The sequence below is a fragment of the Methylobacterium sp. J-118 genome, from assembly GCF_057836565.1.
Genome location: NZ_JBYQFA010000001.1, coordinates 3,493,219 through 3,508,777 on the forward strand (window position 1 = coordinate 3,493,219; position 15,559 = coordinate 3,508,777).

Consider the following 15,559-nt stretch of genomic DNA (forward strand, 5'->3'; position numbering starts at 1 on the left):
GGACCTCCGGTTCCTCGCGATTCGGCGTCGGCGCAGCTGCAGTCACGCTGCGCGAGCCTGTGCCGAAGCGAAGTTATGTCCCCCGATACTCCGGGACGAGGGGGACCGCTTGACGCCGGCCGCGAACCCGCAGACTTTCGCCCCCAGGACCGTTGCAGGTATGCAACAGCCTTCCCACATCCGGGTGGAAACCCCACACCGCACAGCCAAGAGTTCCATGCGCAATCCCTACGACGTGCTGGGCGTGGCCAAGGGGGCGAGCGAGGCCGACATCAAGAAGGCCTATCGCAAGCTCGCCAAGGACTTCCACCCCGATCGCAACGCGAACGACGTGAAGGCCAAGGACCGGTTCGCCGAGGCCAATTCCGCCTACGAGATCCTGGGCGACGCCGAGAAGCGCAAGCAGTTCGACCGCGGCGAGATCGACGCCGACGGCAAGCCCCGCGCGACCGGCTTCGAGGGATTCGGCGGCGGACGGGCCGGTGGATTCGACTTCGAGAACATGGCCCGCAGCCGGCAGGGCGGCATGGGCGCCGGCATGGCCGGCGGGATGGGCGAGGACATCTTCTCGCACATCTTCGGCGAGGCGTTCCGCGCGGGCGGGGCCGGCCCCGGCGCCCAGCGCCAAGCCGCCAAGGGCGAGGACATCGCCGCCGAGCTGTCCGTGACCCTGGAGCAGGTCGTCAGCGAGGAGAAGCTGCGCCTGTACCTGCCGACCGGGCGGGAGGTGGACGTGGTCATCCCGCGCGGGGTGGTCGACGGCCAAGCCATCCGCCTCCGCGGACTCGGCCAGAGTGCCGGCCCGCGCGGTGAGCCCGGCGACGCGCTGCTGACCATCCGGATCCGGCCGCACCCGAACTTCACCGTCGACGGTTCGGATCTGCGGACCACGGTCGATGTCCCCCTCGAGGATGCCGTGCTCGGCGGCACGATCCGCGTGCCGACGCTGACCGGACCGGTGGAGATGAAGATCCCCGCGATGACGAGTTCGGGCCGCACCTTCCGCCTGCGCGGCAAAGGTCTGCCGAAGAAGGACGGGAGCCCCGGCGACCTGTTCGCCACAACCGCCATCGTCCTGCCGGCGGGCGAGGACGCGGCGCTCATGGACTTCGCCCGAGCCCGCCGCGGCGCCAAGGCGGCCTGAACGCGCGGGGGCGCCCCGGACTTCCGTCGCCGGGCCGCCTCCGCTAAGGAGACGCCCCGGCGCCGCGAGGTGTCGCGAGGCTTCGGGATCGATCATGGCGGAACACGGGCAGGGGCTTCTGGCGGGCAAGCGGGGCATCGTCCTGGGTGTCGCCAACAACCGCTCGATCGCCTGGGGCATCGCCCGCAGCGCCCGCGCCCACGGGGCGGAGCTCGCCTTCACCTATCAGGGCGATGCCCTGCGCAAGCGGGTCGAGCCGCTGGCGAGGGAAGTCGACGCCCACGTCATCGGCCATTGCGACGTGACCGAAGCGGCCACGATCGACGCGGTGTTCGCGGAGGCGGCCCGGGTCTTCCCCGACGGGATCGACTTCGTCGTCCACTGCGTGGCCTTCTCCGACAAGGATGAGCTGACCGGCCGCTACATCGAGACCTCGGAGGAGAACTTCACCAAGTCGCTCCTGGTCTCGTGCTACTCGTTCACGGCGGTGGCCCAGCGCGCCGAGAAGATCATGCGCCCCGGCGGCTCGCTCGTGACGCTGACCTATTACGGCGCCGAAAAATGGATGCCGCACTACAACGTCATGGGGGTCGCCAAAGCGGCGCTCGAGGCCTCTGTGCGCTACCTCGCGGCCGATCTCGGCCCGAAGAACATCCGGGTCAACGCGATCTCGGCCGGCCCGATCAAGACGCTGGCCGCCTCGGGGATCGGCGACTTCCGCTACATCCTCAAGTGGAACGAGTACAACGCGCCCCTGCGCCGGACCGTGACCATCGGCGAGGTCGGCGAGACGGCGGCGTATCTCGTCTCCGACATGGCCGCCGGCATGACCGGCGAAATCCTTCACGTGGATGCCGGCTACCACGTCGTCGGCATGAAGAATCCGGACGCGCCGGACCTGACGCTCGACAAGGACTGACCCGTCTCCGCGGCAGGCCCGTAGCAAAACGGATTACGGACGACCCAGGGCGTACGCCACGTACGAGGTCCCAAAAAATTCGGGCTGGTCAGCTGCCGCCGGGATCCGTCTCGTCCTGCTGGGTCTTGCCGCCCTGCGGCCCGAGCCCCGGTTTGCCATCAGTCTTCTCGTTCGGGTCCTTGACGGCATCCGGCGCGACGTTCTTCGGCTTGTCCGGCTTCGCGTCGGTCTTCTTGCGGTCAGTCATCCCGGGTCTCCCGCTCCGCGCGGGACAGGCCGCCCGCAATGCTGTCGTCGGTCGCCGCCGCGGCCTTCCGGTCGGACTGTCCGCCGGACGAACCGCCGATCGCCGGCGGTGCCCGTCCCGCGTCACCCGTGCTGCCCCAGCCGTCCTTCGGTTCCGTTCGGGGCGCGGCGCCCATATCGGTGATGGCTGCCTGCTCGGCGGTCTGATGACCGCCGCCGGCAGCGGGTCCCCCGGGGGAGCCGACCGCGTCGTCGGGCTTGCGGGTCGCCGTCCCGGATTCACGCGTCGGCTGGACCATCAGCGTTTTCCGTCGTCCTGGCCGACCGCCGCGGTCGCCCGGTCGATCGCCTCGCTCAGATCCGCGCCGGTCCCGGTCTTGCCGTTGAGGGCGTCGAGGTTCTCGCGCGGCGTCTCCGCCTCGGTCGCATCCGTGGCATCGGAGCCGGGCGTGCCCGAAGCGATCCGCGCTGCCTCTGCGTCCCCGGCCGGATCGCGCTTCAGATCGGCCTGGGTCCGGGCCGCCAGCCCGACGTCGAGGGGCGAGTCCTGGCCGAGATCCTGACCATTCCGGTCGGCTTGGGCGCTGAAGGTCTTCAGCGACGGTCGATCTGTCTGCTGGCTCATGGCTCGCCTCCTCCGTGTCTGCGCAGGACAACGGAGGCGGGACGGGAGGGTTGCGCCGGGGACGATCGGTCACCCTGGGAGCATTGCCCCAAGAGGAGGCTGCCGGTTCCCGGAGGAAGACGCGGCGTCAGCGTCCCACGATGCGTGGCAGGAGTGCCTGGGCCAGCCGCTGCACCGCATCCTCCGCCGCCCCGCGGCTCATCGCCTTGGCTTCGATCGTCAGAAGATCGCCGTCGCGCAGGATGACGGCGGTCGAGCCCGCGCCGCCGGTGAAGGCGTACAGGCTGATCCAGCCGATTGCCGGGCCGGCGGGCAGGCTGGTGAGCCGGCAATCCGGGTTCTGCTTGAGGCAGAGGGTCTCCAGCGCAGCGAGGGTGGTCTTGCCGGACCGGATCCGATCCTCGGTGCCGTCGGTCAGGCGCCCGAGCTGCAACGCGACCGTGGGGGCGCCCTGACAGGCCTGACAGGTGAGAATGAGCTGACCCGGCTGGGCCTGCGCGGTGGCACCGTCGCCGAGGATCGTCCGGGCCGGCTCCGCGAGGGATGTCAGGTCATGGATCGCGAAACCCTGCGCCAGCGCCATTTGGGACCACAGGCTGCACAGGATCGCGAAAAGGCAGCGCATGCGCGAATCTCCGACCGGTCGCCCGATCGGCGGTAGCGGAACGATCAACGAAGATCCAGACGGGTCCCGCGCGGGCCGCGGCACTGAGAATTTATGATCGTTTGCGCGATCGATACGCGCATGCAGCAATCAAGAGTGCTGAATAAATCCAGACGACTTGCAGACAACGCCCACTCAAGCCTTTGAACTGGAGTGTTCGGAGCGACATAGCCTCTCAGAATGACGATGTCGGCGAACACCCTTCGGCCTGTGCCACCCGCCGTGGCGACCGGCTCGGCCCCGGCCGGCCATGCCCGAACCCTATGGACCGCGTCCCGCCGAGGGCGGCCCCGCGCCGTTCGACGCGGCGCGGGGCACGCAGCGGCCGCTTCTGCGGCTCAGCCCGCTCAGCCGATCCCGTCGAACAGCGCCGACGAGATGTAGCGCTCGGCGAAGGAGCAGGCGATGGTCACGATGCGCTTGCCCTGGAACTCGGGCCGTTTGGCCAGCTCCAGCGCGGCCGCGACGTTGCCGCCGGTCGAGATGCCCCCCGGGATGCCCTCCAGCCGGGCCAGGGCCCGGGCGGTCTCGAAGGCAGTCTGATTGGAGACCTTCAGCACGCCGTCGAGGATGGCGGTGTGGAGGTTGTCGGGGATGAAGCCGGCGCCGATCCCCTGGATCTTGTGCGGGCCGGGCTGGCCGCCGGAGATCACCGGGGATTCCTCCGGCTCCACGGCAAAGACCTTCAGGTGGGGGAGGCGGGGCTTCAGCACCTCGCCGACACCGGTGATGGTGCCCCCCGTGCCCACGCCGGCCACGAACGCGTCGAGCTGGCCGCCGGTGTCGCTCCAGATTTCCTCAGCGGTGGTCTTCCGGTGGATCTCGGGGTTGGCGGGGTTGGAGAATTGCTGCGGCATCACCGAGCCGGGAATCTCCTTCAGCAGCTCCTCGGCCTTGGCGATCGCGCCCTTCATGCCCTGCGCGCCGGGGGTCAGCGCCAGCTCCGCGCCCAGGAAGGCGAGCATCTTGCGCCGCTCCAGCGACATGGTCTCGGGCATGACCAGGATCAGCCGGTAGCCCCGCGCCGCGGCCGTGAAGGCCAAGGCGATGCCGGTGTTGCCGGAGGTCGGCTCGACCAGCGTGCCGCCGGGCTGCAGCTTGCCGGAGGCCTCCAGCGCGTCGATCATGTTGACGCCGATACGATCCTTGACGCTGGCGATCGGGTTGAAGAACTCGAGCTTCAGCAGGATCTCGGCGTCGACGCCGTGCTCCTTCGGAAGGCGGTTCAGGCGGACCAGGGGCGTGTTGCCGATCGTTTCGGTGATCGAGCCGTAGACACGGCCGTGGCCGACCTTCGCCGGTGCGTGGAGGGAATCGGCCATCGCGGAACTCCTGCTCGTCGTGGGATCGGACAGATGTGTGTCCGGACCGACCAGACCAAGGCTTCCTGGGTTGGGGAGGCTGGGCTCGGACGCGGACGGGAGGCTGCGATATCGCGTTGCCGCCACCGGAGCAATCGGGCTAAGTGCCGTTGCTGAAAGTTCTTTCCGCTCCCGACGATGTTTGCGGCCGTTGGTGGAACGGCTTTGCTATTGGCCGCGGGATCGATGGAAACTTATTCTCCTCCTCTGCGCCGGCCGGGCGCCCACGCATGACGGGACCGCCGATGCCGACTCGCCGTACGCACGCCGCCGGAGCAGGGCCGTTGACGCGCCGGACGGCAATCCTCGCAGCGCTTGGTCTCCTCGCGGCGCGGCCGGCCCAAGCCGCCGACGCCGTCCACGTCGTCCTGGCCACGGCGACGCCGGGCGGCGGCTTCCCGGCCTTCGCGGCGGCGATCCGGCAGGCCGATCTGGACCTCACGATCGAGACCCGCGCCAGCGCCGGCTCGGCCGAGAATCTCGGCCTGCTGCGGTCCGGCTCCGTCGATCTCGGCTTGGTGCAAGGAGAGTACGCCTACCCGGCCTTCGCTGACCCCGGGGGGGTCACCGTGCTGGCCCCGATGTACCCGACACCCGGCCTGTTCGTCGTACCGGCGGGCAGCCCGATCCGGTCGGTGGCGGATCTGCGTGGACGCGCGGTGGCGTTGGGCACGCACCAATCCGGCCTCACCGTGATGGGGCGCACCGTGCTCGCCGCTTCGGGGCTCGATCCGGAGCGCGACATTCGCCCGATCCTGCTCGACCGGGCGGGTGATGGGCCGACCCTGGTGCGCGAAGGCCGTGCCGACGCGCTCTGGGGCGGCGGTCTCGACTGGCCGGGCTTCGCGGCGCTCGCCCGCGCGCCGGGCGGGGCCCGGTTCTTCGGTCCGACCGAGACCGGGATCGCGCGCCTCGCGCAGCCCGGCGCCGCGATGAAGCGGCTGACCGTACCGGCCGGCAGCTTTCCAGGGCAGGCAGACCCGATCGAGACGGTGGGCTCCTGGAGCTTCGTCCTTGCGCGCCCAGGCTTCGACGGCCATCCGGCGGACCGGATCGTCCGCGCGCTCGCCCGCGACGCCGCAGCGCCGACCCACCCGAGGAATCTCATAGGGCTGGTGCCGCCGGAGCGCATCAACGCCGCCACTGCACGCTACCTGCGCGCGACAGACGCGAGCCGCCCCTGACCCTGTCCCCGATCAGCGGAACGAGGCGACCCGGCGATCCCGCTTCCGCTCGGCCGCGGGCTGGTAGGCGATCTCGGCGTGGTGGGTGCAGTAGGGGAGGCCGGTGATCGCGCGGCCGCCGCAGAACCGGAATTCCGGTGTGGTCGGGTCGCCGAGCGGCCAGCGGCACATGGATTCGCGCAGGTCCATGATCGTCACCCGCTGGGAGGTGGCCAGAGGGACCGGAGCTGTCGCCGGCGCGGGGGCCGGGAATTCGGGCGCCGGGCGGTGCGACAGGATCGCCACCGGCTCGGGGGCCTGCGTCTCGACCACCGCGATGGCGGTCTCGATCTCCACGGTCTTCGCCGACGGCACCACGACGGCGGCGGCAGGCAGTTCCTCGCCGCCCCTCGGGCGTCCGGCCAGACCGAGGCGATGGACCTTGCCGATCACCGCGTTGCGGGTCACGCCACCAAGCTGCGCCGCGATCTTGCTCGCGCTCTGCCCTTCCTCCCACAGCCGGCGCAGGAGCGCCACGCGATCATCCGTCCAGCCTACGACGCCCGCTTCCATCATCCCCTCCGCCCCCTGCGGCCTGCGCTGCGCCATGGTCTGCGATGCGCATCCCGGGTCAATGGACCCGCCATTCGGCCGGCCACGCCGCCGTGCGGACCGCGCACCCGCGCCACAGGCTCCGCACCGCAGTGCGACACCCTGTCTCGTAAAGCCGCGGGGAACCCTAGCGCGCGGCTCGCGAGCGTTGCAAGGGCGCCGGGCGGTCCGGGGCGCCTCCTGTCCACCGGCAAAGGTTAGACGGCGTCCGTCGCGGCGGCCCGATCCCGCCACCGCGTGGGTGATGCGCCCGCGCCGGCGGCGCGAACCCGCGATCCCGTATGATCGTGACCCCCGCGCAACAGCGCCATGTTATCGCGCCCATTGGCCGGCTAAGACGGAACCTCCGCTGCGGCCAAGCTCGTTCCGTATGGCACAGTGGCCGGGTTTCACGGATCGGGGTGACGAGGATGGGTTTCCGTCGGACAAGCCTGCACGCGCTGGTGGCGCTCGGGCTGGCGGGCCAGGTCACGGCCTGCGGCAGTCTTCCGCGCACGCCGTACACCGCCGAGCAGGCGTCGCTCGCGGGCATTCCCGGCATTCCGGGCGCCCGCGTATTCGCCGACGCCTCCGTGGAGACGATCGCGGAACTCGCCGCCAACCCGCACAGTCGGGCCAAGGGATTCACCTACCTCGCACTCTCGGGCGGCGGCGGCGACGGGGCCTACGGCGCCGGTGTGCTCAACGGCTGGACGGCCTCGGGCCAGCGACCGGAATTCACCCTGGTGTCGGGTGTCTCGACCGGTGCTCTGATCGCGCCCTTCGCCTTCCTGGGTCCGGCCTACGACGCCTACCTGACCGAATTCTACACCAGCGGCGTCGCCGGCGATCTGGTGGCGTCGCCCAACCTCGCGAACGTGCTGTTCGGCTCGGGCCTGTTCGGCGACGGGCGCCTGCGCAACCTGATCGACCGCTACGTCACGCCGGACCTGATCCGCGCGGTGGCCGAGGAGCACGCCAAGGGCCGGCGCCTGCTGGTGGTGACCACGAACCTGGATTCCCAGCGCGCGGTGATCTGGAACATGGGTGCCATCGCGGCGAGCGGGGTGCCGAACGCCCGGGAGCTGTTCCGCGACGTCCTGGCCGCCTCGGCCAGCATCCCGGCGGTGTTCCCGCCGCAGCTGATCGACGTCTCGGCCGGCGATACGCGCTTCCAGGAGATGCATGTCGACGGTTCGGTGGTGACGCCGGTCTTCACGTTGCCGCAGACGCTGCTGCTGCGCGACGGCCGGATCCGGACCGGCGGCAAGGCCGAGATCTTCGTGGTGATCAACGGCCGCCTGGAACCCGATTTCGAGGTCACAAAGGACAACACCCTCTCGATCGTCGGGCGCTCCTTCACCACGGCGAGCCGAGCCCGCTCGCGGGCCACGCTGACGGCAACCTACGCGCTCGCGCGGAACAACGGCATCGGCTTCAACCTAACCTACATCGACGAGGACGGCCCGAAGGTTCCCCCCTCGAAGGGTTTCGACACCGCCTACATGCGCGCCCTCTATGAGGAGGGCATGGCGAAGGGTCGGACCGGCACGTTCTGGCAACACACGGTGCCGGCGGCGCCGACCGTCAAGGAGACGGCCGCCGCGATCGCGAACTAACTGTGAGGCCGCGCGCCTGACGGCGCGCGGCCAGCGCGTTCGAGCCGTACGCGCCCGCGTTGCGATCGGGAACGGCTTGAAGGTTCTGCTGTGACGCGCTCGGCGCCGAGCGCCCTATCGGCCCAGGATCTTCGTGACCAGGCGGCCGATCGGCGTCGCGGTGCTGGCGTTCCGGTCGTCGCGATCGACGGGGCGGTTCTCGTTGCCGAGGATCTTTGAAACGATGCGTCCGATGAGGTTCATGGGTCGGCCCTCCGTTGGCGCGCCATAACGGCGCAGCTTTCGATTCAACGGGCGAGTGGCGGGGCGCGTTCCACCCGGGCCTCCGCCTCAGACTTGCAGCAGGCGAATGTTGTTGGTGTTGCCGGCCGTGTGGAACGGGATGCCGGCGGTGACCACGATGATGTCGTTCGGCTTGGCGAAGCCCTCGTCCTGCGCGTGCTGCCGGGCCTTCGCGGTCATCTCCTCATAGGAGTCGACATCCTCGGTCAGGACGCTGTGCGCGCCCCAGAGGAGGCTCAGCCGCCGCGACGTCGCGAGGTTCGGCGTCAGCGCCAGGATCGCGGCGGCCGGGCGCTTGCGCGCCACCCGGGCGGCCGTGGTCCCGCTGGCCGTGTAGGCCACGATGGCGGCGGCGTGCACGGCCTCGGCGAGGTCGGCCGTCGCGGTCGCCACGGCGTGGGGCGGTGTCTCCTCCTCGCCGGGCTCCGAGGCCGCCACGATCGAGTGGTAGAGCTTGTGCCCCTCCACGCTCCGGATGATCCGGTCCATCATCGCCACCGCCTCGACCGGGTAGCGGCCGGTGGCCGATTCCGCCGAGAGCATCACGGCGTCGGCTCCGTCGTAGATCGCGGTGGCGACGTCGGAGGCCTCGGCCCGGGTCGGCGCGGGGGCGTTGACCATGGAGTCGAGCATCTGGGTCGCCACGACCACGGGCTTCACCGCGAGCCGGCAGGCGCGGATCAGCTCCTTCTGCCGCCCGGGCACGTCCTCGTGCGGGATCTCCACGCCGAGGTCGCCGCGGGCCACCATGACGGCGTCGGAGAGGCGGATGATATCGTCGATCCGCTCCAGCGCCTGGGGCTTCTCGATCTTCGACATGATCCCGGCGCGGTCGCCGATGATCCCCCGCGCCTCGATCACGTCCGAGGGCTTCTGCACGAAGGACAGGGCCACCCAATCGACGCCGAGTTCGAGCCCGAAGGCGAGGTCCGCCCGATCCTTCGCGGTGAGCGGCGACAGGTCCAGCAGCGTCCCCGGCAGGTTGACGCCCTTGCGATTCGAGATCGTCCCGCCGGTGACCACCTCGGCGGTGATGGCGGTCCGCTCCGGCCCGGTGACGCGCACCCGCACCCGCCCGTCGTCGATCAGCAACTCCTGGCCGGGCACCACGGCGTCGAAAATCTCCGGGTGGTGCAGGGGAATCGCCTGCTTGTCGCCGTCGGTGCCGTCGAGGACGAACCGGACGGTCTCGCCCGCCTCGAGATCCAGCCGGCCGTCCCGCAGCGTGCCGATCCGGATCTTGGGTCCCTGGAGATCCTGCAGAATGCCGATCGGCCGGCCGACCTCCTGCTCCAGGGCACGGATCGCGGCGTGGACCCGGGCATGGTCCGCCTGGACGCCGTGACTGAAGTTCAGCCGGAACGTATCGACGCCGGCGAGGAACAGGGCATGGAGCCGGTCGGGCGCCGATGTCGCGGGGCCCACGGTGGCGACGATCTTGGCGTGGCGGTGACGACGCATGCGGGTCTCGGCCTCCTGAGACTGCCCCTGGGGATCGTGCCGGGCGGCTGGTTTCCGCCCGAAGAGCGTTTCGCACCCACGCGATTCGACCGGGTCTATCTGGACGCTTCCCGGGCGATCCCGGCAAGCCCGGACTCGAACACGCCCGCGATGTCGGCGACGGCCTCGGCATCGCTCATGCCTTCGGCGTCGAAGGTCGCGCTCCAGAGCACCGTCGATCCGGTGCCGTTCGGCCGGACCGTCAGCGTCGCGTTGTAGGCGCGCACCGGCAGGGGACCCTGGACGAAGCCATAGCTGTAGCTCATGCCGACCTCGTCCCGCGCGGTCTCGACCTCCACGACGGTGCCGAGGCCGCCCTTCACCACCAGGCCGCGGATCTGCGCGCTGATGCCGTCATCCTCGTCGTCGCTCGACAGGATGCAGCGCTCCACCTGCGGGTGCCAGAGCTGGATGGCGCAGAAGTCGCCGACCAGCGCCCAGACCGCGCCGGCCGGCGCGGGGATGTCGCGGCTGCGGGTCACCTCCAGGGCGCAGGCCGGTTCCGCGGCGAGCAACGCCGTACCGAGGATCGCGAGGGCCGCACGCTTCACCGGGTCGGTCTCCCTCGGGCCATGTCGGGTGAACGTCGGATATCCGCGTTTGTTCGTCGGGCACCGCGCGGGCACGGCGGACGGGTCACATGACTTGGTGAGATGGCCCCGATCGGCGTCCGATCGAGACCGGCCGCTTCCTGGAAGCCGCCCCTCCCTGCGGGTTATGCTGGTACGTCGAGGGATCTGGATCGCCGGAGATGCCCATGCCCGCTCACGATGCGCCGAAGCAGCCCGCGCGGATCGGCATTCTCGCCATGGCCTGCGCGCTGGCACCGACCCTGGCGGCCGCCGCACCTGACGCCGCCCCGCCCGCGCCGCAGGCCTTCGAGACCTGCCGCGCCGACCTGATCGCCTGGGCCACGGCGCGGGCCGTGCCGCAGAGCGTCGCGGACGCCCAGCTCGCCGGCCTGACCGCTGATCCGGACGTGCTCGCCGCCAGCGGGAGCCAGGGCGAGTTCGTGCGGCCGATCTGGGACTATATCGAGGCCAGCATCACTCCTTCCCGTATCGCAGCCGGCCAGCGCAAGCTCGCCGAGAATGCCGAGACCCTGTCGGCCATCGAGGCCCGGTACGGGATCGACCGTCACATCCTCGTGGCGTTCTGGGGCGTGGAGTCGAATTACGGCGCCGTCCTCGACAACCCCGCCATCGTGAAGCCGGTGGTGCGCTCCCTGGCGACCCTTGGCTGCGGCGACCCCGCCCGCGCTCCCTACTGGCGCGACGAGCTGGCGGCGGCCCTCCAGATCCTGGCGTGGAACCAGGCCCCGCTGGAGCGGATGCCCGGCGGGCTCACTGGTTCCTGGGCGGGCGCGATGGGCCACACCCAGTTCATGCCGAGCGTGTACCAGCGCTACGCGGTCGATTTCGACGGCGACGGGACACGCGATATCTGGACCTCGGTGCCGGACGCCCTGGCCTCCACGGCCAACTACCTGCGCGCCCAGGGCTGGAAGCCCGGCGAGGGCTGGGGCGCCGAGGCGGTCCTGCCGGAGAACTTCGACGCCGCGCTCGCCGACGAGACGACGCCCCGCCGCCTCGCCGCGTGGCGGGCGTTGGGCGTGTCACCCGTCCCCGGGCGTCCGGTCCCGGACGAGACCGCGGAGGCGACCTTGATCCTGCCCGCCGGGATCCGCGGCCCGGCCTTCCTGCTCCGGCCGAACTTCGCGGTGATCCTGCGCTACAACACGGCGCTCGCCTACGCGCTGACGGTGGCGCTCCTGTCGGACCGCCTGCGCGGCGACCCGGGCCTTGTCCGCGACTGGCCGCGGGGCGACCGGCCGCTCACCGCCGACGAGCGGCGCGATATCCAGTATCGGCTCACCGCGCGGGGCTTGCCCACCGGCGGTGTCGACGGGAAGATCGGCCCGAAGACCCGGGCGGCCCTGCGCGCCTTCCAGGGCGCGGTCGGGCTGCCCGCGGACGGCTATGCCGACGCGGCGCTGCTCGACAGGATCCGGGCGACGCCGTGAGCGCCGGTCACGCCAAAAAGGCCGGCTCGTCCCGGGCGAGCACGCGCTTGACGCTCTCCAGATGCATCCGCGCGCTCTCCGCACGGCCGGCCGCCTCCTGGGCCGCGACGTGTTTCACGATCGCTTCGGGCACGATTTTGAGGGTGCGCCCCGTGCTCAGGGCGAGCACCTGCGCCTGCGCGGCCCGCTCCAGGTAATACAGATCGTCCCAGGCCTCCGCGATGGTCTCGCCCAGGACCATAACGCCGTGATTCTTGAGAAACACCACGTCGGCATCGCCCGCGCTCGCGGCGATCCGCCGGCCCTCATCCGAATCCAGGGCCAGCCCGTTGTAATCCTCGTCCACCGCGATGCGGCCGTAGAATCGCAGGGCGGTCTGGCCGGCCCAGGCCAGGGGCTGGCCCTCCAGCATGGCGAGGGCGGTGGCGTAGGGCATGTGGGTGTGGAAGGCGGCCCGGGCGCGGGGCTTCAGCCGGTGCAGCTCGGCATGGATGTGGAAGGCCGTGGCCTCCGGCTGGCCGTCGCCCTCAACGACGTTGCCGTGGAAGTCGCAGAGCAGGAGACTCGACGCGGTCACCTCCGCGAAGGCCAGACCGTAGGGATTGACCAGGAACAGGTCGGGCCGCTCGGGCAGCACCGCCGAGAAATGGTTGCAGATGCCCTCTTCCAGCCCGTGCCGGGCGGCCCAGCGCAGGCAGGCGGCGAGGTCGATCCGGGCGCGGCGGACGCTGTCGCCGTTGAGCGGTTCGTTGCTGCGCGCGGGCGGCGTGCCCGGGGCGGAGACGGCGTGCGCCATGCGGGGGAGACTTTCCTGCTCGCGTTCGAAAAACTGCCGCCGGAGACCCGGTTCTCCGGGACCGCCAGAGGCGCGGCCCGGCCATAGCGTGTCGCCGGCTCAGGCGCGACCGTCCGTGACCCCGCCGACGAGGTTGAGGCGCAGCAGGAAGTCGGAGGCGAAATCCGTGCGGACCACCGGTTCCCGCGCCGCCGGCTCCCGGAGATGGTCGCGCTCGGCCTTGCGCGCCGCCACCGCCTCCGCCACCGTGACGTCCCGGAACGCGAGGCGCGCCCCGCCGCGCGCCTGGGCGAGACGGCCGAGATCGGGGCCGATCACGGTGGCGATCTTCGGGTATCCGCCGGTGGATTGGCGGTCGGCCATCAGCACGATCGGCAGGCCGTTGCCGGGGACCTGGATCGCGCCCATCGCCACGCCGTCGGAGACGATATCGTGGCCCTTGGCGTGCTTCAGCGGCGTCCCGTCCAGGAAGCAGGCCATCCGGTCGCCCCGGGGCGAGACGGTCCAGGGCCCGGCCAGGAAGGCCGCGATCTGGTCGGGGGCGAAGTAGTCGTCCTGCGGACCCAGCACCACGCGGATCCGGCGCGCATCCCGCTCCAGCCAGGGCACGACGAGCCTGTGGGGCGTCGCCGCACCTGGTCGGCCCTCGGCCACGGGCAGGCGGTCGCCGGCGGCGAGGCCGCGCCCGTCGAGGCCGCCGAGGGCCGAGCGGGTGTGGGTCGCGGTGGATCCGAGGACCGGCGCCACGTCGAGCCGGCCGCTCACCGCGAGGTAGCCCCAGGACCCGGCATCGCCAGCCCGCACCGCCAGGGTCCGACCCGGCTCAAGGGTCAGCGCGACGGCGCCGGGCAAAGCCGCCCCGTCCAGGGCGACCCGGAAGCCCGGCGCGATCAGGGCGATGCCGACCGCGCCCCCCGCCGCCGTGACCGTGACCCCGCCGGTGGAGACCTCCACGGCGGTGGCATCGAGGGGGTTGCCGGCCGCGCGGTTGGCGGTGGCGTGCATCAGCGGGTCCATCGGCCCCGCCGCGGTGATGCCGTAGCGCAGGTAGCCGTGCCGGCCGCCATCCTGCAGCGTGATCCCGGGGCCGGCGGCCTCGACGACGAGCGCCGCCATCAGCGCGACTCCCAGCGGCGCACCACCGCCTCGCCCGCCGCCTCGCGGGCGCGCAGCCCGTCGAAGGTCGCGGCATCGACGGGTTCGAAGCGGATCAGGTCGCCCGCGCCGACGAAGAAGCTCGGGTCGCGCTCCGGCGCGTAGAGCCGGGCCGGGGTGGCGCCGATCACGTACCAGCCGGTCGGCATCGGCACGGTGGCGACCGCGGCGAGCCCGCCGCCGATCACCACGGCGTTTGCCGGGTGGGGCGGCCGCGGGCTCGCCCGCCGGGGCACCGCCAGAGCCTGCGGCAGGCCGCCGAGATACGCGAAGCCCGGGGCGAAGCCGTACATGTAGACCCGGTAGGTCGCCCCGGCATGGGTCGACACCAAGGCATCGGGGGCGAGGCCGGTGCGCTCTGCGACCTGGGCGATGTCCTCGCCATGGGGGGCGTCGTAGCAGCAGGGCAGCGTCCACAGGGTCGTGGCGGCCGCCCGGGTGGCGGTGCCTGCCCCGAGGGCCCGGACCCGGTCCGCGAGCGCCGCGCGGTCGAGCACCAGCGGATCGTAGTGGAGCATCAGGGAGCGGTAGGTCGGGACGCGTTCCCGCAGGCCCGCGGGCGGGTCGGCACCCAGGGCGTCGTCGAGCGCCAGGACCCGGTCGCTGATCGCGGGGTCGACGGTCGTGCCGAACTCGACCACCAGCGCCGCCTCGCCCGCGTCGAGGAGACGGGGCTCGCTGACGGCGTCGCTCACGGACCGAACGGCGCCAGCGTCACCCCGGCCGCCTCCAGCCGGTCCCTGACCGCCCGGGCGGTGGCGACCGCGTGGGCCGAGTCGCCGTGGACGCAGATCGAGCGGATCGGCGTCGGCAACGCCGCGCCGCCGGCCGTGAGGATCGCCCCGGCCTCGACCATCCGCAGGACCCGCTCGGCGGCCGCGCCGGAATCGGTGATCAGGGCGCCGGGCTGTCCTCGGGGGATCAGAAGGCCGGATTCCGTATAGCCACGATCGGCGAAGATCTCCTGATGCACCGCGAGCCCGAAATCCTCGGCCGCGGCAACCTGCGCGCTGAGCGCGATCGCGAGCATGGCGAGGTCCCGGTCCACCGCCCGCACCGCCCGGGCGATGGCGTCGGCCACCGGCCGTTCCTCGGCGGCGAGGTTGCCGAGCGCCCCGTGCGCCTTCACGTAGGTGATGCGATGGCCGGAATAGGCGGCCAGCGCCGCCGCGGCCCCGACCTGATAGGCCACCAGCCGCTCGATCTCGTCCGGGCTGAACGGCATCCGGCGGCGACCGAAGCCCCACAGATCGGGGAAACCCGGATGGGCGCCCACCGCGACACCCCGCGCCTGCGCCAGGGCGAAGGTCCGGGCCATGATCTCGGGATCGCCCGCGTGCAAGCCGCAGGCGACGTTGGCCGAGGTCACGATGTCCAGGATCGCCGCGTCGTCGCCGCAGGCATAGGCGCCGTAGCCCTCGCCGAGATCTGAGTTCAGGTCCACGCTCGTCAACGGATTCGCTCCCCTGCA

At 71.5% G+C, this 15,559-nt stretch carries 18 protein-coding genes; 5 read left to right on the plus strand and 13 right to left on the minus strand.

Features of this window, described 5'->3' with window-relative positions; genetic code table 11:
• The first annotated feature begins 217 nt into the window (after positions 1 to 217).
• Together AC3IF3_RS16810 and fabI are read left to right on the plus strand one after the other, a co-directional pair.
• Positions 218 to 1,144: a DnaJ C-terminal domain-containing protein gene (locus tag AC3IF3_RS16810; RefSeq protein WP_489229595.1), complete on the plus strand. Its 927-nt coding sequence runs from the start codon at positions 218 to 220 to the stop codon at positions 1,142 to 1,144.
• A gap of 94 nt (positions 1,145 to 1,238) precedes the next feature.
• Positions 1,239 to 2,063, plus strand: a complete 825-nt coding sequence (gene fabI, locus AC3IF3_RS16815) for an enoyl-ACP reductase FabI (RefSeq protein ID WP_489229596.1) — start codon at positions 1,239 to 1,241, stop codon at positions 2,061 to 2,063.
• An 88-nt stretch (positions 2,064 to 2,151) separates the two neighbouring features.
• On the opposite strand, the gene AC3IF3_RS16820 is transcribed toward fabI, so the two are convergent.
• The 5 genes from AC3IF3_RS16820 to cysK all read right to left on the minus strand — a co-directional run bounded on the left by AC3IF3_RS16820 (position 2,152) and on the right by cysK (position 4,920).
• On the minus strand, positions 2,152 to 2,310 hold the full coding sequence (locus tag AC3IF3_RS16820; protein ID WP_489229597.1) for a hypothetical protein: 159 nt from the start codon (positions 2,308 to 2,310) through the stop codon (positions 2,152 to 2,154).
• Positions 2,303 to 2,608 carry a hypothetical protein gene (locus AC3IF3_RS16825; protein WP_489229598.1) on the minus strand — a complete coding sequence of 102 codons (306 nt, stop codon included), beginning with the start codon at positions 2,606 to 2,608 and terminating at the stop codon, positions 2,303 to 2,305. Before AC3IF3_RS16825 ends, AC3IF3_RS16820 begins: the two co-directional genes overlap by 8 nt.
• Entirely contained in the window at positions 2,608 to 2,934 is a 327-nt protein-coding gene (locus AC3IF3_RS16830; protein WP_243968612.1) for a hypothetical protein, read from the minus strand. The genes AC3IF3_RS16825 and AC3IF3_RS16830 overlap by 1 nt, the downstream gene beginning before the upstream one ends.
• Before the next feature lie 127 nt (positions 2,935 to 3,061).
• Positions 3,062 to 3,559 carry a hypothetical protein gene (locus AC3IF3_RS16835; RefSeq protein ID WP_489217325.1) on the minus strand — a complete coding sequence of 166 codons (498 nt, stop codon included), beginning with the start codon at positions 3,557 to 3,559 and terminating at the stop codon, positions 3,062 to 3,064.
• Between the two features lie 386 nt (positions 3,560 to 3,945).
• Positions 3,946 to 4,920 carry a cysteine synthase A gene (gene cysK / locus AC3IF3_RS16840; protein ID WP_489229599.1) on the minus strand — a complete coding sequence of 325 codons (975 nt, stop codon included), beginning with the start codon at positions 4,918 to 4,920 and terminating at the stop codon, positions 3,946 to 3,948.
• Positions 4,921 to 5,243: 323 nt separating this feature from the next.
• Between cysK and AC3IF3_RS16845 the strand changes: the two genes are divergently transcribed.
• The gene (locus AC3IF3_RS16845) at positions 5,244 to 6,143 is read left to right on the plus strand and encodes a TAXI family TRAP transporter solute-binding subunit (RefSeq protein ID WP_489229600.1); all 900 of its coding nucleotides are present in this window, start codon (positions 5,244 to 5,246) and stop codon (positions 6,141 to 6,143) included.
• Positions 6,144 to 6,155: 12 nt separating this feature from the next.
• Here AC3IF3_RS16845 and AC3IF3_RS16850 read toward each other — a convergent pair whose 3' ends face one another.
• On the minus strand, positions 6,156 to 6,695 hold the full coding sequence (locus tag AC3IF3_RS16850) for a GcrA family cell cycle regulator (protein WP_243968638.1): 540 nt from the start codon (positions 6,693 to 6,695) through the stop codon (positions 6,156 to 6,158).
• 449 nt (positions 6,696 to 7,144) lie between these two features.
• Between AC3IF3_RS16850 and AC3IF3_RS16855 the strand changes: the two genes are divergently transcribed.
• Positions 7,145 to 8,332: a patatin-like phospholipase family protein gene (locus AC3IF3_RS16855; protein ID WP_243968604.1), complete on the plus strand. Its 1,188-nt coding sequence runs from the start codon at positions 7,145 to 7,147 to the stop codon at positions 8,330 to 8,332.
• A gap of 114 nt (positions 8,333 to 8,446) precedes the next feature.
• Here AC3IF3_RS16855 and AC3IF3_RS16860 read toward each other — a convergent pair whose 3' ends face one another.
• The 3 genes from AC3IF3_RS16860 to AC3IF3_RS16870 all read right to left on the minus strand — a co-directional run bounded on the left by AC3IF3_RS16860 (position 8,447) and on the right by AC3IF3_RS16870 (position 10,665).
• Entirely contained in the window at positions 8,447 to 8,575 is a 129-nt protein-coding gene (locus AC3IF3_RS16860) for a TFIIS helical bundle-like domain containing protein (RefSeq protein WP_243968602.1), read from the minus strand.
• Between the two features lie 87 nt (positions 8,576 to 8,662).
• Positions 8,663 to 10,075, minus strand: a complete 1,413-nt coding sequence (gene pyk / locus AC3IF3_RS16865) for a pyruvate kinase (RefSeq protein WP_243968600.1) — start codon at positions 10,073 to 10,075, stop codon at positions 8,663 to 8,665.
• Positions 10,076 to 10,170: 95 nt separating this feature from the next.
• The gene (locus tag AC3IF3_RS16870) at positions 10,171 to 10,665 is read right to left on the minus strand and encodes an SRPBCC family protein (RefSeq protein WP_489229601.1); all 495 of its coding nucleotides are present in this window, start codon (positions 10,663 to 10,665) and stop codon (positions 10,171 to 10,173) included.
• A gap of 257 nt (positions 10,666 to 10,922) precedes the next feature.
• Here AC3IF3_RS16870 and AC3IF3_RS16875 point away from each other — a divergent pair, with 257 nt between their 5' ends.
• Complete coding sequence (locus tag AC3IF3_RS16875; RefSeq protein WP_489231319.1) at positions 10,923 to 12,137, plus strand: lytic murein transglycosylase; 1,215 nt, start codon at positions 10,923 to 10,925, stop codon at positions 12,135 to 12,137.
• Between the two features lie 7 nt (positions 12,138 to 12,144).
• Here the strand turns inward: AC3IF3_RS16875 and AC3IF3_RS16880 are convergent, their stop codons facing one another.
• The 4 genes from AC3IF3_RS16880 to AC3IF3_RS16895 form a co-directional block, all read right to left on the minus strand.
• Positions 12,145 to 12,933 carry an aldolase gene (locus tag AC3IF3_RS16880; RefSeq protein ID WP_243968596.1) on the minus strand — a complete coding sequence of 263 codons (789 nt, stop codon included), beginning with the start codon at positions 12,931 to 12,933 and terminating at the stop codon, positions 12,145 to 12,147.
• Between the two features lie 99 nt (positions 12,934 to 13,032).
• Positions 13,033 to 14,049: a 5-oxoprolinase subunit C family protein gene (locus tag AC3IF3_RS16885; RefSeq protein WP_489229602.1), complete on the minus strand. Its 1,017-nt coding sequence runs from the start codon at positions 14,047 to 14,049 to the stop codon at positions 13,033 to 13,035.
• Positions 14,049 to 14,783 (minus strand): 5-oxoprolinase subunit B family protein, encoded by a 735-nt coding sequence (locus AC3IF3_RS16890; protein ID WP_489229603.1) that lies wholly within the window; start codon positions 14,781 to 14,783, stop codon positions 14,049 to 14,051. Before AC3IF3_RS16890 ends, AC3IF3_RS16885 begins: the two co-directional genes overlap by 1 nt.
• On the minus strand, positions 14,780 to 15,541 hold the full coding sequence (locus AC3IF3_RS16895; protein WP_489229604.1) for a 5-oxoprolinase subunit PxpA: 762 nt from the start codon (positions 15,539 to 15,541) through the stop codon (positions 14,780 to 14,782). Before AC3IF3_RS16895 ends, AC3IF3_RS16890 begins: the two co-directional genes overlap by 4 nt.
• Positions 15,542 to 15,559: the final 18 nt, after the last annotated feature.